This window comes from Sphingomonas sp. CL5.1, assembly GCF_013344685.1.
Classification (GTDB): Bacteria; Pseudomonadota; Alphaproteobacteria; order Sphingomonadales; family Sphingomonadaceae; genus Sphingomonas.
Genome location: NZ_CP050137.1, coordinates 1,055,500 through 1,079,802, shown reverse-complemented (window position 1 = coordinate 1,079,802; position 24,303 = coordinate 1,055,500). Strand labels below are relative to the sequence as shown.

Sequence of the window (24,303 nt, the reverse complement as noted above, 5' to 3'; positions counted from 1 at the left end):
GTCGCGGCCGGCCATCAGGGCTCGCACGCCTTCAGCGTCGCGGCAGCCTCGTCGAACGCCGTCCAGGCGCGCTTGGCCAGGCTGCCGCCCACGCTGCACCGCCGGACGCCGAGCCGCGCCAGCGCGCCGATGCCCGCGTCATAGTCATGCACCACCACGTTGACCGGCTTCGGCGCGACCGCCGCGACCAGCTCGGCCACCACGCCATGATCGAGCATGAAGGGCACGAACAGGCAATCGGCGCCCGCCCCGGCATAGGCCACGGCGCGGGCGATGCTCTCGCTCGCGGACATGCCGGGCGCGCGGAAATTCTCGTTGCGGCCGATCAGCATGACGGTCGGATCGACCCGGTCGATCGCCGCGCGTGCCGCCGCGATCCGCTCCACGGCAAGGTCGCGGTCATACATCGCGCTGCCCGACCAATCCTCGATCGACAGGCCCGCGACGCCGGTCTCCACCGCCAGCGCGACGTTGACGCCCACCGCCGCCGGATCGTCCGCGAAGCCATTCTCGAAATCGGCGTTGACCGGCAGATCGGTCGCATCGACCAGCATCCTGAGATGCGCGAGCACCGCGTCGCGGCCGAGTTCGCCGTCGCCCTTGCCGGCGGCCCATGCCGCGCCCGCGCTGGTCGAGGCGATCGCCCGGAAGCCGAGCGCGGCGAGCCGCGCGGCGCTGCCCGCGTCCCACGCGTTGGGGATGATGAAGAAGCCTTCCTCGTGCAGCTTGCGGAAGGTGGCGCGCTTCTCGGCGGTCGTCGGCATGTCCGTGCTCCTGTGTCGGGCAGCCTACCGCCGATCACCCCGCCGAGGCCAGCGTGAAGAATTGCCGCTCCTCGCGCCGGATGAACCGTTCGCGCGCGCTCAGGGCGAAATTCTCGCGGCCGAGCGGATCGGCCCTGAGCCGCGCGCGATATGCCTCATAGGCAGCGAGGTCGGCGATCGAATAGATGCCGTAGGCGGTCGTCGCCGTGCCCTCGTGCGGCGCGAAATAGCCGATCAGGTCGGCGCCGCAGCGCGGGATCACCTTCCCCCAGTTGCGCGCATATTCCTCGAACGCGCGCAATTTGTACGGGTCGATCTCGTAGCGGATGACGCAGGTTATCATGGCGGGGAACCTCCTTGCCGCGCCATCCTATCGCGCCGCCCGCGGCGATGCTTCGATCGCGGCCGAAGCATCCGCGCGCCCGATGCGCTATGATCGCGCCGATGAGCAGCATCGCTTCCCTTTCGCAGACCGGGGCGCTGATCGGCGAGCCGTCGCGCACCGCGATGCTGGTGGCGCTGATGGACGGCCGCGCGCTGACTGCCGGCGAACTCGCCCGCGCCGTCGGCATCGCCCCGGCGACTGCGAGCGGCCATCTCACGCGGCTGGTCGACGGCGGGCTGGTCGCGGTCGCGGCGCAGGGGCGGCATCGCTATTTCAGGCTCGCCTCGCCCGCCGTCGCGGGGATGATCGAGGGCATGATGGGCGTTGCCGGCGTCGTCGACGCCGCGCGGCGCTGCCGCCCCGTCCGGTCAGGCCCCGCCGACCATGCGATGCGGCGCGCCCGCAAATGCTACGATCACCTCGCGGGCGAGGTGGCGGTGCGGATCGCCGACTTCCTCGTCGAGGCGGATTATCTCGACCTGAGCGCCGATGCCGCCGCGATCACCCCGGCGGGGAGCGACTTCCTCGAACGGCTCGGCCTGACGATCGAGCCGGCGCGCCGACGCCCGCTATGCCGCCCGTGCATCGACTGGAGCGAGCGCCGGCCGCATCTGGCCGGCGCGGTCGGCCGCGCGCTCTACCGGCTGATGTTCGACCGTCGCTGGATACGCCCGCTGCCCGGCACGCGCGCCGTCGCGGTGACGCCGGCCGGCGCGCTCGCGCTGCGCCGGCATTTCGGGATCGGCTGACGAAGCGACCGATCCGGCGCGATCTTCCCACGGATGGACAGATTGCGGTTCACAATCGCCGGGGCGCGGATTCTATTGCCCAAGGGCGTTGTAAGCCGGGGACAGATAGCGTGACCAATCCGACCGCCACCATCCGCTCAAGCCACGAACTGCGCGATCCCGCCGGCACCGCGAGCATGGAGACGCTGCGCGCCGGATTGCAGCTCGCGCGGGCGAGCCAGCTCACGATGCTCCGCTTCCAGCTCGCGCTCCACCAGTCGAGTCGCCGCACCGCGATGCAGGCGCTCGATACGCTGCTCGACATGGACGCGGAGATGGAAGGGCTCACCGCGACGCTGGCCGCGACGTCATCCCTTCCCACGGGGGATGCGCAGCTATCCGGCTTCATCGGGCGCCAGAAAGCGGCGATCGCGGCCGAGAAGCATGTCCTGACCGGCGGCGACTGGCCGAGCGACCATGAAGCGATCGCCATCGCCGCCCCGCGCGACGAGGCGAACGAACCCGCGCCGCTGCTGCTCGAGGACACGGTGGAGAGCGGCGAACGCGCGAGATGGGGAATCATCCTCGCGGTGGCGGCTGTCGTCCTGCTCGCCGCGCTGGGGCTGGCGGCCTGGCGGGTGCTATGATCGCCGATCGCGGCGGCCGGTCGGGAAGGGCCGCTCAACTGCAAGATCGGCGGAAAGGAAGCTGGATGCCCCGCGTGGATTCGAACCACGATTGACGGAGTCAGAGTCCGTAGTCTTGCCGTTAGACGACGGGGCAACGAAGGCGCGCGTCTAGTCGGCGGAAATCCTAGGGTCAAGGGGCTTGGAGGAGGAACCGGACGCCGCGCCGGGCGCGGCTTGCCCGCCCGGCCGCGAATCTGTAGCCTCGCCCTCAGGCACCGGCGGACGGACGATCCGCGACGGCAGAACAGAATAGAAAGTGACGGCAATGGGCGACGTTTCCGCCAATTTGCCGCACCGGCAGGGGGGCGACGCCCCGGCCCGTTCGGCACCCTCCCCCCCGCGCTCGCGGGCGGGGTTCGCGCGGCATTACGCGGCGCTCGATCTCGGCACCAACAATTGCCGCCTGCTCATCGCGCGACCGCAGGGCGACGGGTTCGCGGTGGTCGACGCCTTCTCGCGCATCGTCCGGCTCGGCGAGGGGCTGGCGGGCAGCGGGCGTTTGTCCGACGCAGCGATCGACCGCACGCTCGCCGCGCTGCGCGTCTGCGCCGACAAGCTGAAGCGCCGCAACGTCGCGCTCGCCCGCTCGGTCGCGACCGAGGCGTGCCGCCGCGCGGCCAACGGCGCGGAGTTCATCGCCCGCGTCCATGCCGAGACCGGCATCCACCTCCACATTATCTCCGCCGAGGAGGAGGCGCGGCTCGCGGTGCTCGGCTGCCATGTGCTGCTGGAGCCGGGCGAGGGGCCGGCGCTGGTGTTCGACATCGGCGGCGGATCGACCGAGCTGGTGCTGATCGACACCACCAGCACCGTCCCCACCGTGCTCGACTGGCATTCCGCGCCGTGGGGCGTCGTCTCGCTCACCGAGAGCATCCCGGCGCGGGACGGCGCCGCCGGCCGCGCCGCCACCTATGAGCGGATGCGCGCATTGGTCCGCGAGAGCTTCGCGCCCTTCGCGCAGCGGCTGCCGGCGGGGGCGGACCGGCGGCGGCTGCTCGGCACATCGGGCACGGTGACGACGCTCGCCTCGGTCCATCTCGGGCTGGACCGGTACGACCGCGCGGCGGTGGACGGGCTGATCGCGCCGGCGGCGGCGATGCGCGAGGTGTCGAGCAGCCTCGCGCACATGTCCCCCGCCGATCGCGCCGCGCTGCCGTGCATCGGGCGCGAGCGCGCCGATCTGGTCGTGGCGGGCTGCGCGATCCTCGAGACGATCCTCGATCTGTGGCCGGCGGAGCGGATCGGCGTCGCCGATCGCGGCATCCGCGAGGGCATCTTGCGCCGGCTGATGGCGGCTTCGCGATGAGCCGGGAAGGTTCCGGCGGGCGCCAGCGCGTGCGCACCGCGCGCGGCCGCACCGCGCAATCGACCCGCTGGCTGGAGCGGCAGCTCAACGATCCCTATGTCCGCCGCGCCAAGGCGGAAGGGTATCGCAGCCGCGCCGCCTACAAGCTGACCGAGCTGGACGAGCGCTTCGGGCTGCTGAAGGGCGCGCGCCGCGTGATCGACCTCGGCATCGCGCCGGGCGGGTGGAGCCAGGTGGTGCGCCGGCTCGCCCCCAAGGCGGCGGTGGTGGGGATCGACCTGTTGCCGGTCGACCCGATCGACGGGGTGACGATCTTCGAGCACGATTTCATGGACGACGCCGCGCCGGCGATGCTGATGGAGGCGCTGGGCGGCGCGCCGGACATCGTGCTGTCGGACATGGCGGCGAACACGGTCGGCCATCCGCAGACCGACGCGCTGCGCACCATGGCGCTGGTCGAGACCGCCTTCGCCTTCGCGATCGAGGTGCTGGCGCCGGGCGGGGCGTTCGTCGCCAAGGTGTTCGCCGGCGGCGCGGATTCGACGCTCGTGGCGGAGATGAAACGCCATTTCACGACGGTGAAGCACGCCAAGCCGCCGGCCAGCCGCAAGGGCAGCGTGGAGTGGTTCGTCGTAGCGCAGGGGTTCAAGGGACGGCCCGATGAGGCCGGTTCAGGCGCGTGAACGGGCGGCCAGCGCCAGCACCGCGAACCCCGCCAATGCCGAGAGCAAGGAGCCTGCCAGCACGCCCATCTTCACTTCCTCCACCAGCATCGCGTCGCCGGGAAAGGCGAGGCCGCCGATGAACAGGCTCATCGTGAAGCCGATCCCGGCGAGCAGCGCCATGCCATAGACCTGCGCCCAGCCCACCCCGCCGGGCCGGGCCGCGATCCCCAGCCGCGCCGCGCCCCAGATGCCGCCGAACACGCCGATCTGCTTGCCGAGGAACAGCCCGAGCGCCACCGCCAGCACCACCGGCTCGGCCAGCACGCCCCAGCCGAACCCGCCGAGCGCCACGCCGGCATTGGCGAAGGCGAACAGCGGCACGATCGCGAAGGCGACCCACGGGCTGAGCGCATGTTCCAACCGGTGCAGCGGCGATTCCGGCGAGTCGGGCGCGCCCGGCGTCGGCACCACGGGAATGAAGGCGGCGGTCAGCACCCCGGCGATCGTCGCATGGACGCCCGATTGCAACACGAACAGCCACAGGGCCGCGCCCGCCGCGAGATACGGCCACAGCGCCCGCACCCGGCGCCGGTTCATCACGTACAGCACCGCCAGCGCCAGGCCCGCGCCGGCCAGCGCCAGCGCCCTGATCTGATCGGTATAGGCGAGCGCGATGATCACCACCGCGCCCATGTCGTCGACGATCGCGACGGTGGTGAGCAGCAGCTTGAGCGCAGGCGGCACGCGCTTCCCCAGCATCGCCATCACCCCGATGGCGAAGGCGATGTCGGTCGCCGCCGGGATCGCCCAGCCGCGTTGCAACCCGCCGCGGTCGCCCACCACCAGCAGATAGACGAGCGCCGGCACCGCCATCCCCGCCGCCGCCGCGATGAACGGCAGGCGGCGCTGGTCGGCACGAGCGAGGCGGCCGTCGACGAACTCGCGCTTGATCTCCAGCCCGACGAGCAGGAAGAACAGCGCCATCAGCCCGTCGTTGATCCACAGATGCACCGTCATCGGCCCGAGCGCGGACGAAAGCACCGGCCCGGTCCGCGCATGAAGCACATGCGCATACCAGCCCGCCGTCGCCGGCAGGTTCGCGGCCAGCATCGCCAGCGCCGCCGCCGCGACCAGCACGAAGCCGCCCGCCGCCTCGCCGGTGAGGAAGGCGCGCAACGCGGAAGCGCGGCGCGCCGTCATCCGCCGGCGCGCGCCAGCGCCTCCGCGATCAGCTTGCGGCTGTTCTCCACGCCGTAGAGCCGGATGAAGCTCCCCATGCGCGGCCCCTGGCTCGACCCGAGCAGCGTTTCGTAGAGCGCGCGGAACCAGTCGCGCAGCTCGGCGAACCCGCCGGTCTTGCCGATCTCATAGACGTGGTTCTGGATATCCTCGGCGCTGGCGTCCGCCGGCAATGCCGCAAGCTCGGCATCGAGCCGTTGCAACGCGGCGACCTCCACGCCCTCCGGCGCGCGGCGCCTGAGCGTCGGCGCGATGAAGTCGCGGTGATAGGCCAGCGCATAGCCGATCAGCCGGTCCAGCTCCGGATAGGCGGCGGGCGAGGCATCGGGCAGGTAATTGGCGAGATAGCCCCACACCTGTTCCTTCGAGGCCTCTCCCATCACCCCGACGAGGTTGAGCAGCAGCCCGAACGTCACCGGCAGCGTCCCCTCCGGCAGCTTGCCGTCGTGGATGTGGTGGACGGGGTTGCCGAGCTTCTCCTTGATGCCCTGCCCCGGATAATTGGCGCGGAACTGCCAATATTCGTCCACCGCGCGCGGGATCACGCCCATGTGCAGCTGCTTGGCCTTCTTCGGCTCGCGATAGGCGTAGAAGGCGACCGATTCCTCCGGGCCGTAGGTCAGCCATTGCTCGAGGCTGAGGCCGTTGCCCTTGGACTTCGATATCTTCTCGCCCTTCTCGTCGAGGAACAGCTCGTACACCAAAGTCTCGGGCTTGCGCCCGCCGAGGATCTGGCAGATGCGCCCGCCGAGCGCGGCGGAATCGATCAGGTCCTTGCCGTGCATCTCGTAATCGACGCCCAGTGCCGCCCAGCGCATCCCCCAGTCGGGCTTCCACTGGAGCTTGGCCTTGCCGCCGAGGACCGACTGCTCGATCGTCTCGCCCTCGTCGACGAAGCGGATCAGCCCGGCGTCGGCATCGACCACCTCGACCGGCACTTGCAGCACCACGCCGGATTTGGGGCTGATCGGCAGCACGGGCGAATAGGTCGCCTGCCGCTCGCCGCGCAACGTCGGCAGCATCACCGCCATGATCGCATCGTACTGGCGCAGGACGTTGCGGAGCTGCTCATCGAACCGGCCGGCATGGTAATATTCGGTCGAGGAGGCGAATTCATAGTCGAAGCCGTAGCGATCGAGGAAGGCGCGCAGCATCGCATTGTTATGGTGCGCGAAACTCTCGAACTTGCCGAACGGGTCGGGCACCTGCGTCAGCGGCTTGCCGAGATATCCGGCCAGCATCGCCTGGTTGGGCACGTTGTCCGGCACTTTGCGCAGGCCGTCCATGTCGTCGGAGAAGGCGATCAGCCGCGTCGGCTGGTCGGACAGCGCGTGGAAGGCGTTGCGCACCATCGTCGTGCGCAGCACCTCGTTGAACGTGCCGATATGCGGCAGGCCCGAGGGGCCGTAGCCCGTCTCGAAGATGATCGCCCCGCCGCCCGGTTTTCCCTCCGGCCAGCGCTTGAGCAGCCGGCGCGCTTCCTCGAACGGCCAGGCTTTGGATTCAAGGGCTGCGGAGCGGAGATCGTCTGTCATGGTGCGGTGCGACGTAGCGACGCGCGCGCGCGATGGCTATATCCCCGTGCGGGTTTCGCGGCGCGAAAAGGCCGGAGCGCCCATGCCTCGCGACTGGGTCCGATCGCCCCTATCGCCCTGAAACCATAGCCTAAACAACGCATTTTGTGCGGCGAGCCGAGTGGATTCGTTTGCGGATTGGTAACCATTGGCGGCGCATAAACGGCCAATGGATCAGGCCGTGTCTATACCCATGTCTCTGGACGGCGAGGACAATCGCGGCTCCTTGCGCAAGGCGGTCAAGATGCGCGCGCACCTGCGCGACCGCGGCACGACCCGGTTCGAGATCGACGTGGTGGACCTGTCCACCACCGGATTCCGCGCGCAGACCAGCTTCACCCTGTGGCCGGGCCAGACGGTCTGGCTGACGCTGCCCGGCCTCGCCGGGCTGGAGGCGGTGGTCGCATGGCGCGACAAATACCGCTACGGCTGCGCCTTCGCCAGGCCGCTGCATCCGGCGGTGTTCGATCACATCGTGGCGCTCGGCAACAGCTAAGGCGCGCACGCTGCACGCCGGTCGATCAGTCCGCTGAGCGAAGCTGTTGCCCGGCCGGCGGGTCGCGCCTGCGCCCGTCAGTCGAATAGCGACGACACGCTCGATTCGTCCGCGATGCGCCGGATCGCCTCCGCCAGCAGCGGCGCGATGGTCAGGTGGCGGATGCGCTTCGCCTCGGCGAGCACCTCGTGATTGCCGATCGAATCGGTGATGACCAGCTCGCGCAGCGCCGATCCCTCGACCCGCGCCACCGCCCCGCCGGACAGCACGCCGTGCGTCACATAGGCCACCACGTCCTCGGCCCCGGCCTCCTTCAGCGCGGCGGCGGCGTTGCACAATGTACCGGCCGAATCGACGATATCGTCGATCAGGATGCAGAAGCGGCCCTCGACGTCGCCGATGATGTTCATCACCTCGGATTCGCCGGCGCGCTCGCGGCGCTTGTCGACGATCGCCAGCGGCGCGTTGTCGAGCCTCTTGGCGAGCGCCCGCGCGCGCACCACGCCGCCCACGTCGGGCGAGACGACCATCAGGTTCTTGTCGCCGAAGCGCGTCAGGATATCCGCCGACATCACCGGGGCGGCGAACAGATTGTCGGTCGGGATGTCGAAGAAGCCCTGGATCTGCCCGGCGTGGAGATCGACCGAGAGCACGCGGTCCGCCCCCGCCGTGGTGATGAGGTTGGCGACCAGCTTGGCCGAGATCGGCGTGCGCGGGCCGGGCTTCCGGTCCTGCCGGGCATAGCCGAAATACGGCACCACCGCCGTGATCCGCTTCGCCGAGGCGCGCTTCAGCGCGTCGATGCAGATCAGCAGCTCCATCAGGTTGTCGTTCGCGGGGAAGCTGGTCGACTGGACGACGAACACGTCCTCGCCGCGCACATTCTCGCGGATCTCGACGAAAATCTCCTCGTCGGCGAAGCGGCGCACCAGCGCCTCGGTCAGCGGCAGCTCCAGATAGGCGGCGATGTCGCGCGCCAGCGGCAGATTGGAGTTGCCGGTCATCAGTTTCATTGCGTCGCCCTTCCCGCCCCGATTCGCGTCGCCTTAATGCGCGGGGCTGGCGAGGGGAAGGGCAAGCGCCTAAGCGGACCTCCATGACCGTCGTTACCCGCTTCGCGCCGTCGCCCACCGGGCGGCTGCATGTCGGCAACATCCGCACCGCGCTGCACAACTGGCTGTTCGCGCAAGGGACCGGCGGCCGCTTCGTGCTGCGCATCGACGATACCGACGCGGAGCGCAGCGAGGAACGTCACGTCGATTCGATCCGCGCCGATCTCGCCTGGCTCGGCCTCACGCCGGTGGAGGAGGTGCGCCAGTCGCAACGGTTCGCGCTCTATCGGCGGCGGTTCGACGAGCTGGTCGCGGCGGGGCGCATCTATCCCGCCTATGAAAGCGCGCAGGAGCTGGACCTCAAGCGCAAGGTCCAGCTCGGGCGCGGCCTGCCCCCGGTCTATGACCGCGCGGCGCTGACCCTCGGCGATGCCGACCGCGCGAAGCTGGAGGCGGAGGGCGCGCGCCCGCACTGGCGCTTCCGGCTCGATCACGAAGCGCCGATCGAATGGCATGACCTGATCCGGGGCGAGCAACATTTCGATCCCGCGACGATGAGCGATCCGGTGATCCGCCGCGCGGACGGCTCGTGGCTCTACATGCTGCCGTCGGTGATCGACGATATCGACATGGGCATCACCCATGTCGTGCGCGGCGAGGATCACGTCTCGAACACCGCGCTCCAGATCCAGATGTTCGCCGCGCTCGGCGCGACCCCGCCGGCCTTCGCGCACGAGGCGCTGCTGACCGGCAGCGAGGGCAAGCTCTCCAAGCGGCTCGGCAGCGTCGGGGTCGACCAGTTCCGCGCGGCGGGGATCGAGCCGCAGGCGATCCGCGCGCTGCTCGCCCGGCTCGGCACCAGCGATCCGGTCGAGCCGTTCGTGGATGTCGCGCCGCTGGTCGCCGGGTTCGACTTCGCCCGCTTCGGCCGCGCGCCCGCGCGGTTCGACGAGGCGGAACTGGCGCAGCTCAACGCGCGGATCGTCCACCAGCTTTCCCATGCGGCGGTCGCGGATCGCCTGCCCGCCGGGATGGGCGCGGCGGCGTGGGAGGCGGTGCGGCCCAATCTCGCGACCGTCGCGGAAGCCGCCGACTGGTGGCGCGTGATCGAAGGGCCGGTCGATGCGCCGGATGCCGGCGAGGATGCCGCCTATCTCGCCCAGGCCGCCGCCGCCGCCGCCGCAATCGACTGGGCCGGCGACCCGTGGCACGCGCTCACCGCGCGGCTGAAGGACGCGACCGGGCGCAAGGGCAAGGCGCTGTTCCTGCCGCTGCGCCGCGCGCTGACCGGGCGCGACCACGGCCCGGACATGGCCGCGCTGCTGCCGCTGATCGGCCGCGACCGGGCGATCGCGCGCCTCTCCACCGCCTGAGCCGCCGTTCACAGGTCACGGTGGCGGGCCGGATGGAGGCCGTTTCCGTTACGTTATAAAATATCTTCTCGCGCGCATAGATACGTTGTATCATCCCTGAACCGGGAAACCGGCAAAGGAGAACAGACGAGAGGATCAGGCTTATGTACGCGGATCGTTACGTTCGCTCGAGCGGGTTCAATCCGGGCAGCCTCGCCGTCGCGGTCGGGCTGAATGCCGCGATCGTCGCCGGGCTGGTGATGTCGGTGCCGGAGATCAGGGAGAATTTCACCAAGGAATTCACCGCGATCAACATTCCGATCGAGCCGCCGCCCCCGCCCGAACCGCTCCCGCAGCCCGAGCGCAAGACCGCGCACCCGTCCAGGGCCGCGACGGATCAGATCGACCGGACCACGCCGATCGTCCAGACTAGCGAATCGGGCGGCCTCGTCATCCCGCCCTTCCCGCCGCCGACCAATCCCGGAACCGGCGGCGGCATCGACACGATCATCGACCCGCCCGTGAAGCCGCCGGTGATGGTCGATGCGGTCGCCGATCCGCGCTACGCCCGCGATTTCCAGCCCGATTATCCCGCCGGCGAGCGGCGCATGGGCAATGAGGGCAAGGTGGTGATCCGCGTGCTGGTCGGCGCGGACGGGCGCGTGAAGCAGGTCGAGCGCGTCTCGGCGGCGAGCGAGGCCTTCTGGCAGGCGACCGAGCGGCAGGCGCTTTCCCGCTGGCGCTTCCGCCCGGCGACGCGCGACGGCGTGGCGGTCGAATCATGGCGCACGATGACGGTGCGGTTCGAGATGGAATCCTAGCTGGATCGTATGAAGAGCTGTCGCGTCAGTCCGCTTCCCCCTCCCCCCGAGACGGGCGGACTGGCGCGGCTCCGGCATAACCGGGGCTGGCAACCGGCGTCGCGCGCGCCTATCTTGGGCCACATGCAATTCTTCGCCCGCATGTCGCCGCTCCGCGCGCTGCGAGATCTTCGGCTATTCCTGCACCAGCGCCAGCCGCACGAGCTGGGCTTCTTCGCGCTGTCGATCCTGATCACCGGCTTCTTCATCTTCGCCTTCATCAAGGATTCGACGATCGAGAAAGTCTACAAGCCCGACATCGTCTACGTGCAGCAATGGCGGCTCGACCGCACCGAGGCGGAGATCGTCGCGCAGCAGAAGGTCGATCAGGCGAAGAAGGACAAGGAACTGGCCGAGCAGGAGAAGGAGCAGGCTAAGACCCGCGCCGAATTCCAGCGGCTCGACGACAAATTGAAGCGCTGGGGCATCTGAGCGCCGCCGACGACCAGCGCTGGATGGCCGCCGCGCTCGCCCTCGCCGGGCGGACGCGCGGGCGGACCGCGCCCAATCCCAATGTCGGCTGCGTGATCGTGAAGGAAGGTCGCGTCGTCGGGCGCGGCTGGACGCAGCCCGGCGGCCGCCCGCATGCCGAGGCGATGGCGTTGGCCCAGGCGGGCGAGGCGGCGCGCGGGGCGACCGCCTATGTCACGCTGGAGCCGTGCGCACACCGCTCGCCGCGCGGCCCGGCCTGCGCCGATCTGCTGGCGGAAGCGGGTGTCGCGCGGGTCGTCGCCGCGCTCGGCGATCCCGATCCGCGCACCGACGGCGCGGGCCTCGCGCGCCTTGCCGCCGCCGGCATCGCCATCTCCACCGACGTGCTCGCGGCGGAGGCGCGACGCTCGATGGACGGGTTCCTCACCCGCCGCGCGTTCGGGCGGCCGCAGGTGACGCTCAAGCTCGCCACCTCGCTCGACGGCTGCATCGCGCGGGCGGACGGCGAAAGCCGCTGGATCACGGGCGCCGAATCACGCGCCCACGCGCATCTCGAACGCGCGCGGCACGAGGCGATCCTCGTCGGGCGCGGCACATGGGAGGCGGACGCCCCGCGCCTCGACGTGCGGCTGCCGGGCCTTGAGGCACGCTCCCCGCATCGCGTCATCTTCTCCGCGCTCGGCGTGGACGCGCCCGACTGCACCGTCATCGCCGATATCGCCGATATCGCTGCGTTGCCGGGCGATCACCTGCTGATCGAGGGCGGCGCGGGCGCGGCGTCCGCCTTCCTCGCTGCCGATCTGGTCGATCGCCTGCTGATCTATCGCGCGCCGATCCTGATCGGCGGCGGGCGAGCGGCGCTGGGCGACATCGGCCTCGCCAGCCTCGCCGACGCGCACGGCCGCTGGCGGCTGCTCGACGCGCGCGCGCTTGGCAGCGACCGGCTCGAGGCATATGAGCGCCAGCGACAGCAGGACTTCTGACTCATATGTTCACCGGGATCGTCTCCGACGTCGGCACCATCAAAGCGGCGGAATCGCGCGGCGACCTGCGCGTGGTGGTGGAGACCGCCTACGACACCGCCACCGTCGATCTCGGCGCGTCGATCGCCTGCTCGGGCGTGTGCCTGACGGTGGTGGACAAGGGGCCGGGCTGGTTCGCGGTGGACGTGTCGGGCGAAACCGCCAGCCGCACCGCGCAGGGCCAGTGGACCGCCGGCCGCCGTCTCAACCTCGAACGCGCGATGAAGCTGGGCGAGGAACTGGGCGGGCATATCGTCACCGGCCATGTCGACGGCGTGGCCGAGGTGGTGGAGGTTATGCCGGACGGCGATTCGAAGCGCGTCGCCTTCCGCGTCCCCGGCGATCTCGCCCCGTTCCTCGCGCCGAAAGGCTCGGTGACGGTCGATGGCGTGTCGCTCACCGTCAACACCGTGGAGGATCGTGCGGACGGCACCGTCTTCGCGATCAACCTCATCCCGCACACCCGGTCCGTCACCACCCTCGGCGGGCTGACGGCGGGGCAGGCCGTCAACATCGAGATCGACGTCCTCGCCCGCTACCTCCAACGCATGGAGCATTATCGTGTCAAAGCCGGCTGAACTCGCGCGCCTGCGCCACGCATTCCTTTCCTCGCCGGAGGAGATCATCGAGGAGGCGAAGAACGGTCGGATGTTCATCCTCGTCGACGACGAGGATCGCGAGAACGAGGGCGATCTCGTCATTCCGGCGCAGATGGCGACGCCGGAGAAGATCAACTTCATGGCGAAGCACGGTCGCGGGCTGATCTGCCTGGCGCTGGGCAAGGCGCGGGTCGACCAGCTCGGGCTGGACCTGATGAGCCGCAACAACGGCACGCGGCACGAGACCGCCTTCACCGTCTCGATCGAGGCGCGCGAGGGGGTGACGACCGGCATCTCGGCGGCGGACCGCGCGCGCACCGTGGCGGTGGCGATCGACGCGTCGAAGGGGCGTGGGGAGATCGTGACGCCGGGCCATGTCTTCCCGCTGGTCGCGCGCGACGGGGGCGTGCTGGTGCGCGCGGGGCATACCGAGGCGGCGGTGGACGTGGCGCGGCTCGCCGGCCTCAACCCCTCGGGCGTGATCTGCGAGATCATGAACGAGGACGGCACGATGGCGCGGATGGACGATCTCGTCGCCTTCGCCCAACTCCACAACCTCAGGATCGGCACGATCCGCGACCTCATCGCCTATCGCCGACGTCATGACCATCTGGTCGAGAAGCGCGCGGAGACGACGTTCGAATCGCGCTGGGGCGGCACCTGGCGCGGCCTCACCTTCTTCAACAAGGCGACCGGCGACGAGACGATCGCGCTGGTCAAGGGCCATATCGATCCGGCGAAGCCGACATTGGTGCGGATGCACACCGCCAGCTTCTTCAGCGACATGTTCGGCGAGCTGTCGCCGCGCGCGGACCTGCTCTCGCGCTCGATGGAAATGATCGGGGCGGAAGGCTCCGGCGTGATCGTGGTGATCAACCGCCCGATGCAGGGCGCCTTCTCGCGCTTCGTCAAGGCGCATGCCGAGGGCAAGGGGCCGGGCGCGCCGGAGATCGAGGAATTGCGCGACTATGGCGTCGGCGCGCAGATTCTCGCCGAGCTGGGCGTGGAGGAGATGATCCTGCTCACCAATACGCATCACGCGCTGGTCGGGCTGGAAGGCTATGGCCTGTCGATCGTCGCCGAGCATCCGATCACGGACGGCGACGCGGAGTAACGCATCCCCCACGGAGTTTCCCGAATGGCCCGCATCCTTATCGTCGAGGCGCGCTTCTACGATCACCTGAACGACATGCTGATCGCCGGCGCGTGCGCCGCGATCGAGGGCGCGGGGCATCAGGCGGAGATCGTCACCGTCCCCGGTGCGCTGGAAGTGCCCGGCGCGATCGCCATGGCGGCGGAGACGGGGCGCTACGACGCCTATGTCGCGCTCGGCGTGGTGATCCGCGGCGAGACCTATCATTTCGAGATCGTCTCGAACGAAAGCGCGCGTGGCGTCATGGCGCTGACGATGGACGGCCTAGCTATCGGCAACGGCATCCTCACCACCGAGAACGAGGCGCAGGCGATCCACCGCGCCGATCCGGGCCAGCTCGACAAGGGCGGCGGCGCGGCGATGGCGGCGCTGGCGATGCTCAAGCTGCGCGAGCGATTCGGCTGAGGTGCCGACGGAGCCGCCCCCGTCGCGCTATCGCGTGGTGGAGCGAGGGCGGCGTCTGGAGGTGATCGACACGCGGGCGATGCCATCCCCGGCGCCACCTTCCGCGCCGGCCATTACCTCCCCATCGCGTGCCGGAACGGCGCCGGCGCGTTCGTTGGCGACAACCGGCCGGTCGCTCACGACGATGCGGCTCTATGACGAGAAAGCGCCGCGTATCGTGCGGCTCGACGCGGGCGGCGCGGCGACGCTCGGGCGGATGCGCCTGCTCACGCTGGTCCTTGCAATGGCGTGGCTTCTCGCCGCGATCTGGCAACCGTGGCTCGGCGTGCTGCCGCTGTTCCTGCTTGCCCGCAACGGGTTGGGCGCGACGATCCGGCGCAGGATCACCCGCTGGCTCGACCGCTATGAGGTCGCGAAGCCCTGAGCCTGCCGGGGGCCGCGCCGCGACAGGCTCGGGCCAACGCTCAGCCCGCCGACACCTCCAGCGCGGGATAGTCGATATATCCCTCCGGCCCCGGCTTGTAGAAGGTCCTGGAATCGGGTTCGTTGAGCGGCGCGCCGGCGCGGAAGCGTTCGACCAGATCGGGATTGGCGATGAACAGCCGCCCCCAGCTTATCGCATCGGCCAGCCCCGAATCGAGATCGGCCTGCGCGGCGGCGAGCGAATAATCCTGGTTCAGCACCAGCGGGCGGGCGAAGGCCGCGCGGATCTTCGGGCTGAGCTTGGGCACGTCGGTGCTGCCGAACGTCCCGTCCGGCGACTGCTCGCGCAATTCGAGGAAAGCGATGCCAAGCGCGTCGAGCGCGCGCACGGCGGGGATGAACACCGCTTCCGCGTTGCTGTCGTCCGCGCCCTGCGAATCGCCGTTGGGGGAGAGGCGGACGGCGGTGCGATCCGCGCCCGCCTCGGCGATCACCCGCTCCGTCACCTCGCGCAGCAGGCGGATGCGGTTCTCGGGCGGCCCGCCGTAATCGTCGTCACGGTCGTTGACGCCGTCACGCAGGAACTGGTCGATGAAATAGCCGTTCGCGGCATGGATCTGCACGCCGTCGAACCCGGCAGCCAGCGCGTTGCGCGTTGCGGCGGCGTAATCGTCCAGCGTCTGGCGGATATCGTCCAGCGTCGCCGGGCGCGGCACGTCATAGGGGTTCTTCTCGGGCACCGCATAAGGCGCGCGCTTCGCCGAGGAGGACAGCGATTGCAGCCCGCTCACGTCGGGCCGCGCCAGCCGCCCCATGTGCCAGAGCTGCGCGACGATCCGCCCGCCGGCGCGGTGCACCGCCTCCGTCACCGGCTTCCATGCCTCCACCTGGCTGTCCAGCCACAGCCCCGGCGCGCTCGGCCAGCCAAGGCCCTGCCGGCTGATCCCGGTCGCCTCGCTGATGATGAGGCCCGCGCCGGCCCGCTGGCGGTAATATTCGATCATCAGCCCGGTCGGCACATGGCCCTCGGTGGCGCGGGTGCGCGTCAGCGGCGCCATGATGATGCGATTGGGTGCATGGATCGCGCCGAGCGCGATGGGATCGAACAGACTGGGCATTGATTCCCTTTCAGTTGCGCATTGCTACCTGACGCGCCGGAGATAGGCGGTTACAGGGCGGCATGCATCAGCCGATTCGCTCAAGAAAAGCTATCTTCGGCGCAAGCGGCACCGCCATCGCGTTCATCGCGCTGCTCTGCGGGAACATCACGCTGGCGTTCGGGCCGTGGTTCGTGCGGATGGCGGACGTCGGGCCGGTCGCGGCGGGATTCTGGCGCCTTTCGCTCGCCGCGCCGCTGCTGCTGGTGCTGGCGCGCGCCACCGGCAGCCGGCCGATCGCCGAGGCAAAGGGGCTGTGGTGGGTGCTGATCGCCTCCGGCGTGCTGTTCGCGGGCGATCTCGGCACATGGCACGTCGGCATCCACCATACCAAGCTCGCCAACGCCACGCTGTTCGGCAATTGCGCCTCGCTGATCTATCCGATCTACGGCTTCGCCGTCGCGCGCACCTGGCCTAGCCGCACGCAGGGCGCGGCGCTGCTGCTCGCGCTGGTCGGCGCGATGGTGCTGATGGGGCGGTCGGCGGAGGTTTCGCCCGAAAACCTCATCGGCGACCTGCTGTGCATGATCGCCGGCGTTCTCTACGCCGCCTATTTCATCTTCATGGTCCGCGCCCGCGCGACGATGCAGCCGCTTCCGGCGCTCGCGCTCTCCTCGATCGCCGCCGCCCCGCCGCTGCTGCTCGTCGCGCTGATGCTGGGGGAGCGGGTGATGCCGGGCAACTGGACCCCGCTCATCATCCTAGCGCTGGTCAGCCAGGTGCTGGGACAGGGGCTGATGACCTATGCGCTCGGCCGGCTCAGCCCGCTGGTGATCGGGCTGGCGCTGCTCATCCAGCCGGTGGTGGCGGCGGCGGTCGGCTGGATCGTCTATGGCGAGCGGCTCGGCCCGCTCGATCTGGTCGGCGCGGTGCTGGTGGCGATCGCGCTGGTGCTGGTGCGCCGTTCGTCGGGGAGTGATAGGAAGACGGCATGACCGACCAGCCCTCCCCGCTCGCGGACGCGACGCTCGACGAAATCCGCGCCGCGCTCGCCCCGCGCATCGCCGCCAACGCCGCTTTCGACGGCTGGGCCGCGCCGGCGCGCGACATCGCCGCCGACGCCGCCGGCGTGGACCGCGACGTCGCCGCGCTCGCGCTGCCCGACGCGCCGGCGATGATCGACGCCTGGTTCGCCGCCGTCGACGCCGCGATGCTCGCCGCCGTGCCGGCCGAGCGCCGCGCGGCGATGAAGATCCGCGAGCGCATCGCGACGTTGGTCGAGGCGCGGATCGACGCTCTCGCGCCGCACCGCGAATCGCTGCGCCGCGCGCTCGCCATCCTCGCGCTGCCACGCAACATCGCGGCCGGCACGCGGCTGGCGTGGCGCACGGTCGACACGATCTGGCGCGCGGCCGGCGACACCGCGACCGACTATAACCACTACACCAAGCGCACCATCCTGCTCGGCGTCTATGCCGCGACCATGACGGTGCTGCTCGACGACGAAAGCGCGGGCCAGGCGGACACGCGCGCCTTCCTCGCGCGGCGGATCGACGGCATCATGCGGTTCGAAACGGCCAAGGCGGGCTTCCTGCGCCGCGCCGCGCGCCGCCCCAGCCTGTCGCGCTTCGTCGGGCGGCTGCGCTATCCGGTGGCGTGACGACGGTGCGCGCGAAAGATAATTGATAATCGTTCGCATCATCGTTAGACCGATTCCATGCTCACGTCGGTTCCCAGCCTCGAATCGCTTCCGCTTCGCCGCCACGCGACGATCGCGGCGATCGCGTGGGATCGGCTCACCGCGCCCGAGGCGCGGCGGCTGCGCGAGTTCGGCTTCGACGAGGGTGTCGGGGTGGAGGTGCTCCATCGCGCCACGCTCGGGCGCGGGCCGATCGCCTGCCGCATCGGGCGGATGACGGTCGCGCTGCGCCGCGCGGTCGCCGCGACCATCACGGTCTCGCTGGGATAATGTCGACGCTCCCGCTGGTCGCGCTGGTCGGCAATCCCAACGCCGGCAAGAGCGCCCTGTTCAACGCGCTCACCGGCGCGCGGCAGAAGGTGGGCAATTATCCCGGCGTCACGGTCGAGCGCCATTCCGGCCGCTTCGCGCTGGACGACGGGCGGCCGATCGAGCTGGTCGACCTGCCCGGCGCCTACAGCCTCGATCCGTCCTCCCCCGACGAGCGCGTCACCCGCGACGTGGTGACCGGCGCCCAGAGCGGGGAGCGGCGGCCAGACGCGCTGGTGGTGGTGGTGGATGCCGCCAATCTCGACAACCACCTGCGCTTCACGCTGCAACTGGTCGCGCTGGGGCTGCCGGTAGTGGTGGCGCTCAACATGTTCGACCTCGCCGAGCGCGACGGGCTGACGCTCGATCCTCAGGCCCTCGCGCGCGAGTTGGGCGTGCCCGTGGTGCCGACGGTGGCGGTGCGGCGGCGCGGGCTGGACGAATTGCGCCACGCGCTGACCGGCCTGATCGACGGGGCGATCCCCGCTCCCGCGCCGGGCGCGGCGCAGGAGGATATCGCGGCGCTGCAACGCCGCGCGCGCGCGCTCTCCGTCGTCGCGACCGTCCACGAAACGCCGGTGCGGCGCTGGACGCACCTGCTCGATTCGGTCGCGCTGCATCCGGTGATCGGCGTGGCGCTGCTGCTCGCCGTGCTGTTCGTCATGTTCCAGATGGTGTTCTGGGCGGGCGCCGCGCCGGCCGACGCGATCGCTGACGGATTCGATCGGGTTTCCCGGCTTATCAAGGACGTGATGCCGGATTCGATCCTGCGGTCGCTCCTCACCGACGGCGTGATCGCGGGCGTCGGCGCGGTGGTGAAGTTCCTGCCGCAGATCCTCATCATGTTCTTCTTCATCCTGCTGCTGGAGGCGAGCGGCTACATGGTCCGCGCCGCCTTCCTGATGGATCGGCTGATGGCCGGCGTCGGGCTGTCGGGGCGGGCGTTCATCCCGTTGCTCTCCAGCTTCGCCTGCGCGGTGCCCGGCATCATGTCGACCCGCACGATCGAGGATGAGAAGGACCGGCTGACCACGATCCTGATCGCGCCGCTGATGACCTGTTCGGCGCGGCTGCCGGTCTATACTTTGGTCATCGGCGCGCTGATCCCGAACACGCGCGTGCTGCCCTTCGTCGGGTTGCAGGGGCTGGTGATGCTCGGCCTCTACGTCATGGGCGTGCTCGGCGCGTTCGTCGTCGCGCTGATCCTGCGCCGCACCGTCACCAGGGGCGCGTCGTCGGGCTTCATGATGGAGATGCCGAAATACCAGCTCCCCAGCGTGCGCGACCTCGCGATCGGCCTGTGGAGCCGCGCGGAGATCTTCCTCAAGCGCGCCGGCACGACGATCGCCTTCACCACGATCATATTGTGGGCGCTGCTGTCCTTCCCGCAGGTGCCGAAGGACAGCCCGGTCAGCCAGGTCAATTATTCGGTCGCCGGGCGCATCGCCAATGCGATCGAGCCGGCGTTCCGGCCGATCGGCTTCAACCGCGACATCGTGCTCGCGCTGATCCCGGCGATGGCGGCGCGCGAGGTTTCGGTCGCGGCGCTGGGCACGGTCTATGCCATCGACAATGCCGGCCCCGACGATGAAACGCAGGTCAGCCAGGCGATCGCCGGCAAATGGAGCCTCGCCACCGCGCTCGCCTTCCTGATGTGGTTCGTCTTCGCGCCGCAGTGCATCTCCACGATCGCCGTCACCCGGCGCGAGACGAACGGGTGGAAATGGCCGCTGTTCATGATTGGCTATCTGTTCGCCGCCGCCTACATCATGACGGGAATCACATACTGGCTCGCGGTCGCCGTGGGCCTCTGAGGGGCTTACATGGCAGGCAGCGTCAACAAGGTAATTCTCGTCGGCAACCTGGGGCGCGATCCCGAATCGCGCACCTTCCAGAACGGCGGCAAGGTGGTGAACCTGCGCATCGCCACGTCCGAATCGTGGAAGGACCGCAACACCGGCGAGCGCAAGGAGCGCACCGAATGGCATTCGGTGGCGATCTTCAACGAAGGCCTCGCCAATGTCGCGGAACGCTTTCTGCGCAAGGGATCGAAGGTCTATATCGAGGGCCAGCTCCAGACCCGCAAATGGCAGGACCAGCAGGGGCAGGACCGCTATTCCACCGAGATCGTGCTGCAAGGCTTCAACAGCGTGCTGACGATGCTCGACGGCGCACCGGGCGGCGGCGCCGGCGGTGGCGGGATGGCCGGCGGCGGCCGTGACGACTGGGGCGGCGGCAATGACTTCGGCGGCGGGGCCTCCTCCGGCGGCGGCTTCGGCGGCCGTGGCGACGGGAGCAGCGCCGGTAGCGGTGGCGGCAGCGGCGGTTTCGGCCAGAGCCGCGGCGGCTTCGCCGACGATCTCGACGACGACGTCCCTTTCTAAAGGAGACCCGTGCCCCCGAACACCGAATCCGGGCTGGACGAAGTAGCGCGCGCGCGCGCCCTGTCGCTCTATGATCTGGCCGGCGCGCGGGACGAAGGGGTGCTCGACGATCTCGTGCGCTTCGCCAGCCAGCTCTGCGAAGCGCCGATCGCGCTGGTCAGCGTGGTGGAGGAGCAGTTCCAGCGCTTCCTCGCGCGCGTCGGCACCGATCTCGCCGAAACGCCGCGCAGCCAGTCGTTCTGCGCCCATGCGATGCACGGCCATGGCGTGATGGAGGTGCCGGATGCGCGCGCCGATCCGCGCTTCGCGGACAATCCGCTCGTCATCGGGGCGCCGCATATCCGCTTCTATGCCGGCGCGCCGCTCGCCACCGCCGCAGGGCTGGCGCTCGGCGCGCTCTGCGTGATCGACGACAAGCCGCGCGCCGCGCTCACCCCGCTCCAGCGCGAGGGACTGACGATCGCGGCCTCGGCCGCGCTGGGACGGCTGGAAGCGCGCCGCACCGCGCGCGAGGCGGAGCGCGCCGCCCGCGCGCTCGCCGACAGCGAGATCCGCTTCCGCACGCTGGCCGATACGATGCCGCAGATCGTCTGGTCCGCGCGGCCCAACGGCGTCACCGATTATGCCAACGCGCGCTGGCACGAATATACCGGCACCGCGCAGGGCGAGGTCGCCGGCGATGCGTGGAGCACGATGTTCCACCCCGACGATCGGGCGCGCGCGCGCGAGCAATGGCAGCATAGCGTGACGACCGGGGAACCCTATCAGATCGAATATCGCCTGCGGATGCGCGACGGCGGCTATCGCTGGATGCTCGGCCGCGCCCTGCCGATCCGCGACGCGCACGGGCGGATCACGCGCTGGTTCGGCACCGCCACCGATATCCATGCGCACAAGATCGCGCTGGAGGAGCGCGAGATCGTCAGCCAGGAATTGTCCCACCGCATCAAGAACATCTTCGCGGTGATCGCCGGGCTGGTCCAGCTTTCGGCGCGCGCGTGGCCGGAATTCGCACCCGTCGCCGCCGACCTGCGCGAGCGGGTGACCGCGCTGGGCCGCGCCCACGACTTCATCCGCCCGCGCGGCCCCGCGCGACAGGACGCGCCGCCGCTCGACAGCCTGCATGGGCTGCTCGGGCAATTGTTCGCGCCCTATCAGCTCGCCGGACGCGCGCGAGTCACCGTCTCCGGCGGCGAGGTGACGATCGACGACCGCGCCGCCACCCCGATCGCGCTGCTGTTCCACGAGCTTGCCACCAACGCGACCAAATATGGCGCGCTGTCGAACGACACCGGCCATGTCACGGTGGAGATAACGCCGGGCACGGAGACGACGCTGCTCGCATGGCGCGAGCACGGCGGCCCGCCGGTCGGCGCGCCCGGCGGCGAGGGCGGCTTCGGCAGCCGGCTGATCGAATTGAGCGCGGTGCGCCAGCTCGGTGGCAGCGTCCACCGCGACTGGCGGCCGGACGGGCTGGTAGTGGAGATATCGCTGCCGAGCGCCTCGCTCAGCCGAACGCGCTGAGCCGAACGACGTCGCGCGTTGCCGGCGCCACGCCGTCGATCGCCCATGCGGCGGCGGCGCGGATCGCTTCCTCGCTGAACGGCTTGCGGATATAGCCCAGCGCCGGAACGCCGTCCGCGATCTGCGCGGGATTGGCGGTGACGAACACTACTTTCACCCCGTAATCGCGCGCGATGCGCTCGGCGATCGTCGGGCCGGTCGCGCCGTCGCGCAGGTTGACGTCGACGAAGGCCGCGCGACAGGCCGGCGCGGCGGCCAGCGCCTCCGCCTCGTCGGCGGCGATCGCGACGACATTATAGCCGGCATCGATCAGGATTCGCTCCAGATCGAGCGCGACGAAAATCTCGTCCTCGACGATCAATGCCGTATTGCCCATCAGCCCCGTCCGTTTAATTGTTCGGAAACTAACCTGCGTTGTGCGTTTCGGTTCCGCGCAGGAGGAAGACGGCGTGCTCCGCGAGCACATTCGCCGCCGCCGATGTGGTTTTCCTGCCACGGCTGAGAAACCATGCCCCTTCCACCGCGACGCCGTGCTCCTTCAGATAGGCACGGAAATCGTCCACCGTCAGATGGTGGATGTTGGGCGTGTCGTACCAGCGTTCCGGCAGCAGCCGCGTCACCGGCATCCGCCCGCCCCACAGCAGCGACAGCCGCACCCGCCAATGCGCGAAATTGGGAAAGCTGACGAAGGCGCGCCGCCCGATCCTGAGCAATTCGTCCAGCACCTTGTCCGGCGCGCGGCAGGTCTGCAGCGTCTGGCTGAGGATCGCATAGTCGAAGCTCCGCGCGGGATAATCCGCGAGATCGGTGTCGGCGTCACCCTGGATCACCGACAGGCCCCGCCCCACCGCCGCCGCGACATTGCCGGCATCCAGCTCCAGCCCGCGCGCATCGACCCCCTTGGCGTCGCGCAGCGCCGCCATCAGCAGCCCGTCGCCGCAGCCGATGTCCAGCACCCGCGCGCCCGGCGCGACATGATCGGCGATGATCGCGAGATCGGGCCGCAGATTCATGCCCCGCCCCCCATGAACCCCGTCACCACGCGGTACAGCTCGGGCGCGTCGAGCAGGAAGGCGTCGTGGCCATAGGGGCTGGACAGCTCCATGAAGCTCACCGCCGCGCCCGCCGCGTTGAGCGCGTGGACGATCGCGCGCGATTCGCGCGTCGGATAGAGCCAGTCGGTGTCGAAGCTGACGAGGCAGAAGCGCGCCCCGCTCCCCCGGAAGGCGTTGGCCAGCCGCCCGCCATGCTCCTCCGCCAGATCGAAATAATCCATCGCGCGCGTGATATAGAGATAGGAATTGGCGTCGAACCGGTCGACGAAGCTCAGCCCCTGATGCCGGAGATAGCTTTCGACCTGGAAATCCGCGTCGAAGCCGAACGACTTGGCGTCGCGCGCCTGCAATCGCCGCCCGAACTTCTCGGTTAGGCCGGCTTCGGACAGATAGGTGATGTGCGCCGCCATCCGCGCCACCGCGAGGCCGGCGGCGGGCGGCTCGCCGCGATAATAATCGCCGCCGTTCCAAAGCGGATCGGCCATCACCGCCTGCCGCCCGACCTCGTGGAAGGCGATGTTCTGTGCCGAGTGGCGCGCGGCGGAGGCGATCACCACCGCCGCCTCGACGCGATCGGGGAAGGTCGCCGCCCACGACAGCGCCTGCATCCCGCCCATCGACCCGCCGACCACCGCCTTGAGCCGCGCGACGCCGAGATGGTCGAGCAGCATCGCCTGCGCCCGCACCATGTCGCGGATCGTGATGACCGGGAAGGCCATGGCATATTCGCGGCCCGTCGCCGGATCGATCGTCGCCGGCCCGGAGCTGCCCATGCACGAGCCGAGCACGTTGGCGCACACCACGAACAGCCGGTCGGTGTCGATCGGCCGCCCCGGCCCGACCATCGCCGTCCACCACCCCGGCTTGCCGGTGCGCGGGTGCGGCGAGGCGACATATTGATCCATCGTCAGCGCGTGGCAGATCAGCACCGCGTTGCCGGCGTCGGGCGCGAGCGTGCCGTAGGTCTCGTAAGCGATCTCGACCGGCGCGAGCGCGCCGCCGCCGTCGAGCCTGAGCGGCCCCGGCAGCACGACATGGCGCCCTGGGCCGAAACGCTGATCGTCTGACATCGTGCAAAGCGCGTTAGCGGG

At 69.9% G+C, this 24,303-nt stretch carries 28 protein-coding genes and 1 tRNA gene; 19 read left to right on the top strand and 10 right to left on the bottom strand.

The window, feature by feature from the left end; all coding sequences use genetic code 11:
- Nucleotides 1–14: 14 nt before the first annotated feature.
- Together F9288_RS05485 and F9288_RS05480 are read right to left on the bottom strand one after the other, a co-directional pair.
- Nucleotides 15–764, bottom strand: a complete 750-nt coding sequence (locus tag F9288_RS05485; RefSeq protein ID WP_174835708.1) for an isocitrate lyase/phosphoenolpyruvate mutase family protein — start codon at nucleotides 762–764, stop codon at nucleotides 15–17.
- Nucleotides 765–798: 34 nt separating this feature from the next.
- Nucleotides 799–1,107, bottom strand: a complete 309-nt coding sequence (locus F9288_RS05480; RefSeq protein ID WP_174835707.1) for an NIPSNAP family protein — start codon at nucleotides 1,105–1,107, stop codon at nucleotides 799–801.
- 101 nt (nucleotides 1,108–1,208) lie between these two features.
- On the opposite strand from F9288_RS05480, the gene F9288_RS05475 reads away from it, so the two are divergent.
- Nucleotides 1,209–1,898 carry a helix-turn-helix transcriptional regulator gene (locus F9288_RS05475; protein WP_174835706.1) on the top strand — a complete coding sequence of 230 codons (690 nt, stop codon included), beginning with the start codon at nucleotides 1,209–1,211 and terminating at the stop codon, nucleotides 1,896–1,898.
- Nucleotides 1,899–2,008: 110 nt separating this feature from the next.
- A complete protein-coding gene (locus F9288_RS05470) occupies nucleotides 2,009–2,524 on the top strand; it encodes a hypothetical protein (protein WP_174835705.1) in 516 nt (171 codons plus the stop codon).
- 62 nt (nucleotides 2,525–2,586) lie between these two features.
- On the opposite strand, the gene F9288_RS05465 is transcribed toward F9288_RS05470, so the two are convergent.
- Nucleotides 2,587–2,660: transfer RNA gene (locus tag F9288_RS05465), tRNA-Gln, on the bottom strand.
- 171 nt (nucleotides 2,661–2,831) lie between these two features.
- Between F9288_RS05465 and F9288_RS05460 the strand changes: the two genes are divergently transcribed.
- Both F9288_RS05460 and F9288_RS05455 read left to right on the top strand, forming a co-directional pair.
- Nucleotides 2,832–3,872, top strand: a complete 1,041-nt coding sequence (locus F9288_RS05460; protein ID WP_174835704.1) for a Ppx/GppA phosphatase family protein — start codon at nucleotides 2,832–2,834, stop codon at nucleotides 3,870–3,872.
- Nucleotides 3,869–4,555, top strand: a complete 687-nt coding sequence (locus F9288_RS05455) for an RlmE family RNA methyltransferase (protein ID WP_174835703.1) — start codon at nucleotides 3,869–3,871, stop codon at nucleotides 4,553–4,555. The genes F9288_RS05460 and F9288_RS05455 overlap by 4 nt, the downstream gene beginning before the upstream one ends.
- On the opposite strand, the gene nhaA is transcribed toward F9288_RS05455, so the two are convergent.
- Both nhaA and F9288_RS05445 read right to left on the bottom strand, forming a co-directional pair.
- Nucleotides 4,544–5,737, bottom strand: coding sequence for a Na+/H+ antiporter NhaA (gene nhaA / locus F9288_RS05450; protein ID WP_174835702.1), 1,194 nt, complete (start codon nucleotides 5,735–5,737; stop codon nucleotides 4,544–4,546). The genes F9288_RS05455 and nhaA overlap by 12 nt on opposite strands.
- Nucleotides 5,734–7,311 carry a lysine--tRNA ligase gene (locus F9288_RS05445; protein ID WP_174835701.1) on the bottom strand — a complete coding sequence of 526 codons (1,578 nt, stop codon included), beginning with the start codon at nucleotides 7,309–7,311 and terminating at the stop codon, nucleotides 5,734–5,736. Before F9288_RS05445 ends, nhaA begins: the two co-directional genes overlap by 4 nt.
- Before the next feature lie 220 nt (nucleotides 7,312–7,531).
- Between F9288_RS05445 and F9288_RS05440 the strand changes: the two genes are divergently transcribed.
- Nucleotides 7,532–7,846 (top strand): PilZ domain-containing protein, encoded by a 315-nt coding sequence (locus tag F9288_RS05440; RefSeq protein WP_254621084.1) that lies wholly within the window; start codon nucleotides 7,532–7,534, stop codon nucleotides 7,844–7,846.
- A gap of 77 nt (nucleotides 7,847–7,923) precedes the next feature.
- Here the strand turns inward: F9288_RS05440 and F9288_RS05435 are convergent, their stop codons facing one another.
- On the bottom strand, nucleotides 7,924–8,859 hold the full coding sequence (locus F9288_RS05435; RefSeq protein ID WP_174835699.1) for a ribose-phosphate pyrophosphokinase: 936 nt from the start codon (nucleotides 8,857–8,859) through the stop codon (nucleotides 7,924–7,926).
- Nucleotides 8,860–8,942: 83 nt separating this feature from the next.
- On the opposite strand from F9288_RS05435, the gene gltX reads away from it, so the two are divergent.
- From gltX to F9288_RS05395, 8 genes are all read left to right on the top strand, one after another.
- Nucleotides 8,943–10,271, top strand: a complete 1,329-nt coding sequence (gltX, locus tag F9288_RS05430) for a glutamate--tRNA ligase (RefSeq protein ID WP_174835698.1) — start codon at nucleotides 8,943–8,945, stop codon at nucleotides 10,269–10,271.
- Between the two features lie 143 nt (nucleotides 10,272–10,414).
- The gene (locus tag F9288_RS05425; protein WP_174835697.1) at nucleotides 10,415–11,071 is read left to right on the top strand and encodes an energy transducer TonB; all 657 of its coding nucleotides are present in this window, start codon (nucleotides 10,415–10,417) and stop codon (nucleotides 11,069–11,071) included.
- 123 nt (nucleotides 11,072–11,194) lie between these two features.
- Nucleotides 11,195–11,542 carry a hypothetical protein gene (locus tag F9288_RS05420; protein ID WP_174838881.1) on the top strand — a complete coding sequence of 116 codons (348 nt, stop codon included), beginning with the start codon at nucleotides 11,195–11,197 and terminating at the stop codon, nucleotides 11,540–11,542.
- A complete protein-coding gene (gene ribD, locus F9288_RS05415) occupies nucleotides 11,539–12,525 on the top strand; it encodes a bifunctional diaminohydroxyphosphoribosylaminopyrimidine deaminase/5-amino-6-(5-phosphoribosylamino)uracil reductase RibD (RefSeq protein WP_302675331.1) in 987 nt (328 codons plus the stop codon). The genes F9288_RS05420 and ribD overlap by 4 nt, the downstream gene beginning before the upstream one ends.
- 5 nt (nucleotides 12,526–12,530) lie before the next feature.
- Nucleotides 12,531–13,142, top strand: coding sequence for a riboflavin synthase (locus F9288_RS05410; RefSeq protein ID WP_174835695.1), 612 nt, complete (start codon nucleotides 12,531–12,533; stop codon nucleotides 13,140–13,142).
- Nucleotides 13,126–14,277: a 3,4-dihydroxy-2-butanone-4-phosphate synthase gene (gene ribB / locus F9288_RS05405; protein ID WP_174835694.1), complete on the top strand. Its 1,152-nt coding sequence runs from the start codon at nucleotides 13,126–13,128 to the stop codon at nucleotides 14,275–14,277. Before F9288_RS05410 ends, ribB begins: the two co-directional genes overlap by 17 nt.
- Before the next feature lie 24 nt (nucleotides 14,278–14,301).
- Nucleotides 14,302–14,721 (top strand): 6,7-dimethyl-8-ribityllumazine synthase, encoded by a 420-nt coding sequence (gene ribH, locus F9288_RS05400; protein WP_174835693.1) that lies wholly within the window; start codon nucleotides 14,302–14,304, stop codon nucleotides 14,719–14,721.
- Nucleotides 14,722–14,875: 154 nt separating this feature from the next.
- Nucleotides 14,876–15,145, top strand: a complete 270-nt coding sequence (locus F9288_RS05395; protein WP_174835692.1) for a hypothetical protein — start codon at nucleotides 14,876–14,878, stop codon at nucleotides 15,143–15,145.
- 40 nt (nucleotides 15,146–15,185) lie between these two features.
- Here F9288_RS05395 and F9288_RS05390 read toward each other — a convergent pair whose 3' ends face one another.
- Nucleotides 15,186–16,262: an alkene reductase gene (locus F9288_RS05390; protein WP_174835691.1), complete on the bottom strand. Its 1,077-nt coding sequence runs from the start codon at nucleotides 16,260–16,262 to the stop codon at nucleotides 15,186–15,188.
- Nucleotides 16,263–16,324: 62 nt separating this feature from the next.
- Between F9288_RS05390 and F9288_RS05385 the strand changes: the two genes are divergently transcribed.
- From F9288_RS05385 to F9288_RS05360, 6 genes are read left to right on the top strand one after another with little or no spacing between them, the layout of a single operon-like run.
- Entirely contained in the window at nucleotides 16,325–17,236 is a 912-nt protein-coding gene (locus F9288_RS05385; protein WP_174835690.1) for a DMT family transporter, read from the top strand.
- The gene (locus F9288_RS05380; protein ID WP_174835689.1) at nucleotides 17,233–17,901 is read left to right on the top strand and encodes a COQ9 family protein; all 669 of its coding nucleotides are present in this window, start codon (nucleotides 17,233–17,235) and stop codon (nucleotides 17,899–17,901) included. The genes F9288_RS05385 and F9288_RS05380 overlap by 4 nt, the downstream gene beginning before the upstream one ends.
- Nucleotides 17,902–17,958: 57 nt before the next feature.
- Nucleotides 17,959–18,210: a FeoA family protein gene (locus tag F9288_RS05375; protein ID WP_174835688.1), complete on the top strand. Its 252-nt coding sequence runs from the start codon at nucleotides 17,959–17,961 to the stop codon at nucleotides 18,208–18,210.
- On the top strand, nucleotides 18,210–20,063 hold the full coding sequence (locus F9288_RS05370; RefSeq protein WP_174835687.1) for a ferrous iron transporter B: 1,854 nt from the start codon (nucleotides 18,210–18,212) through the stop codon (nucleotides 20,061–20,063). Before F9288_RS05375 ends, F9288_RS05370 begins: the two co-directional genes overlap by 1 nt.
- Before the next feature lie 9 nt (nucleotides 20,064–20,072).
- Complete coding sequence (gene ssb, locus F9288_RS05365) at nucleotides 20,073–20,633, top strand: single-stranded DNA-binding protein (protein ID WP_174835686.1); 561 nt, start codon at nucleotides 20,073–20,075, stop codon at nucleotides 20,631–20,633.
- Nucleotides 20,634–20,642: 9 nt separating this feature from the next.
- Entirely contained in the window at nucleotides 20,643–22,157 is a 1,515-nt protein-coding gene (locus F9288_RS05360) for a sensor histidine kinase (protein WP_174835685.1), read from the top strand.
- Here the strand turns inward: F9288_RS05360 and F9288_RS05355 are convergent.
- Genes F9288_RS05355 through F9288_RS05345 form a run of 3 tightly spaced genes read right to left on the bottom strand, consistent with a single transcriptional unit; the run spans nucleotide 22,141 to nucleotide 24,282 of the window.
- Entirely contained in the window at nucleotides 22,141–22,533 is a 393-nt protein-coding gene (locus F9288_RS05355; protein ID WP_174835684.1) for a response regulator, read from the bottom strand. The two genes, F9288_RS05360 and F9288_RS05355, sit on opposite strands and share 17 nt — an antisense overlap.
- Nucleotides 22,534–22,561: 28 nt before the next feature.
- On the bottom strand, nucleotides 22,562–23,170 hold the full coding sequence (gene metW / locus F9288_RS05350) for a methionine biosynthesis protein MetW (RefSeq protein WP_174835683.1): 609 nt from the start codon (nucleotides 23,168–23,170) through the stop codon (nucleotides 22,562–22,564).
- Nucleotides 23,167–24,282: a homoserine O-acetyltransferase gene (locus F9288_RS05345; protein WP_174835682.1), complete on the bottom strand. Its 1,116-nt coding sequence runs from the start codon at nucleotides 24,280–24,282 to the stop codon at nucleotides 23,167–23,169. Before F9288_RS05345 ends, metW begins: the two co-directional genes overlap by 4 nt.
- Between the last annotated feature and the right edge of the window lie 21 nt (nucleotides 24,283–24,303).

Excerpts from the sequence above, each read along its gene's own strand:
- F9288_RS05485 (WP_174835708.1), bottom strand. The coding sequence starts at position 764 with ATGCCGACGACCGCCGAGAAGCGCGCCACCTTCCGCAAGCTGCACGAG.
- F9288_RS05480 (WP_174835707.1), bottom strand. The coding sequence starts at position 1,107 with ATGATAACCTGCGTCATCCGCTACGAGATCGACCCGTACAAATTGCGC.
- F9288_RS05475 (WP_174835706.1), top strand. The coding sequence starts at position 1,209 with ATGAGCAGCATCGCTTCCCTTTCGCAGACCGGGGCGCTGATCGGCGAG.
- F9288_RS05460 (WP_174835704.1), top strand. The coding sequence starts at position 2,832 with ATGGGCGACGTTTCCGCCAATTTGCCGCACCGGCAGGGGGGCGACGCC.
- F9288_RS05455 (WP_174835703.1), top strand. The coding sequence starts at position 3,869 with ATGAGCCGGGAAGGTTCCGGCGGGCGCCAGCGCGTGCGCACCGCGCGC.
- nhaA (WP_174835702.1), bottom strand. The coding sequence starts at position 5,737 with ATGACGGCGCGCCGCGCTTCCGCGTTGCGCGCCTTCCTCACCGGCGAG.
- F9288_RS05445 (WP_174835701.1), bottom strand. The coding sequence starts at position 7,311 with ATGACAGACGATCTCCGCTCCGCAGCCCTTGAATCCAAAGCCTGGCCG.
- F9288_RS05435 (WP_174835699.1), bottom strand. The coding sequence starts at position 8,859 with ATGAAACTGATGACCGGCAACTCCAATCTGCCGCTGGCGCGCGACATC.
- gltX (WP_174835698.1), top strand. The coding sequence starts at position 8,943 with ATGACCGTCGTTACCCGCTTCGCGCCGTCGCCCACCGGGCGGCTGCAT.
- F9288_RS05425 (WP_174835697.1), top strand. The coding sequence starts at position 10,415 with ATGTACGCGGATCGTTACGTTCGCTCGAGCGGGTTCAATCCGGGCAGC.
- F9288_RS05420 (WP_174838881.1), top strand. The coding sequence starts at position 11,195 with ATGCAATTCTTCGCCCGCATGTCGCCGCTCCGCGCGCTGCGAGATCTT.
- F9288_RS05410 (WP_174835695.1), top strand. The coding sequence starts at position 12,531 with ATGTTCACCGGGATCGTCTCCGACGTCGGCACCATCAAAGCGGCGGAA.
- ribH (WP_174835693.1), top strand. The coding sequence starts at position 14,302 with ATGGCCCGCATCCTTATCGTCGAGGCGCGCTTCTACGATCACCTGAAC.
- F9288_RS05390 (WP_174835691.1), bottom strand. The coding sequence starts at position 16,262 with ATGCCCAGTCTGTTCGATCCCATCGCGCTCGGCGCGATCCATGCACCC.
- F9288_RS05385 (WP_174835690.1), top strand. The coding sequence starts at position 16,325 with ATGCATCAGCCGATTCGCTCAAGAAAAGCTATCTTCGGCGCAAGCGGC.
- F9288_RS05380 (WP_174835689.1), top strand. The coding sequence starts at position 17,233 with ATGACCGACCAGCCCTCCCCGCTCGCGGACGCGACGCTCGACGAAATC.
- F9288_RS05375 (WP_174835688.1), top strand. The coding sequence starts at position 17,959 with ATGCTCACGTCGGTTCCCAGCCTCGAATCGCTTCCGCTTCGCCGCCAC.
- F9288_RS05370 (WP_174835687.1), top strand. The coding sequence starts at position 18,210 with ATGTCGACGCTCCCGCTGGTCGCGCTGGTCGGCAATCCCAACGCCGGC.
- ssb (WP_174835686.1), top strand. The coding sequence starts at position 20,073 with ATGGCAGGCAGCGTCAACAAGGTAATTCTCGTCGGCAACCTGGGGCGC.
- F9288_RS05355 (WP_174835684.1), bottom strand. The coding sequence starts at position 22,533 with ATGGGCAATACGGCATTGATCGTCGAGGACGAGATTTTCGTCGCGCTC.
- metW (WP_174835683.1), bottom strand. The coding sequence starts at position 23,170 with ATGAATCTGCGGCCCGATCTCGCGATCATCGCCGATCATGTCGCGCCG.
- F9288_RS05345 (WP_174835682.1), bottom strand. The coding sequence starts at position 24,282 with ATGTCAGACGATCAGCGTTTCGGCCCAGGGCGCCATGTCGTGCTGCCG.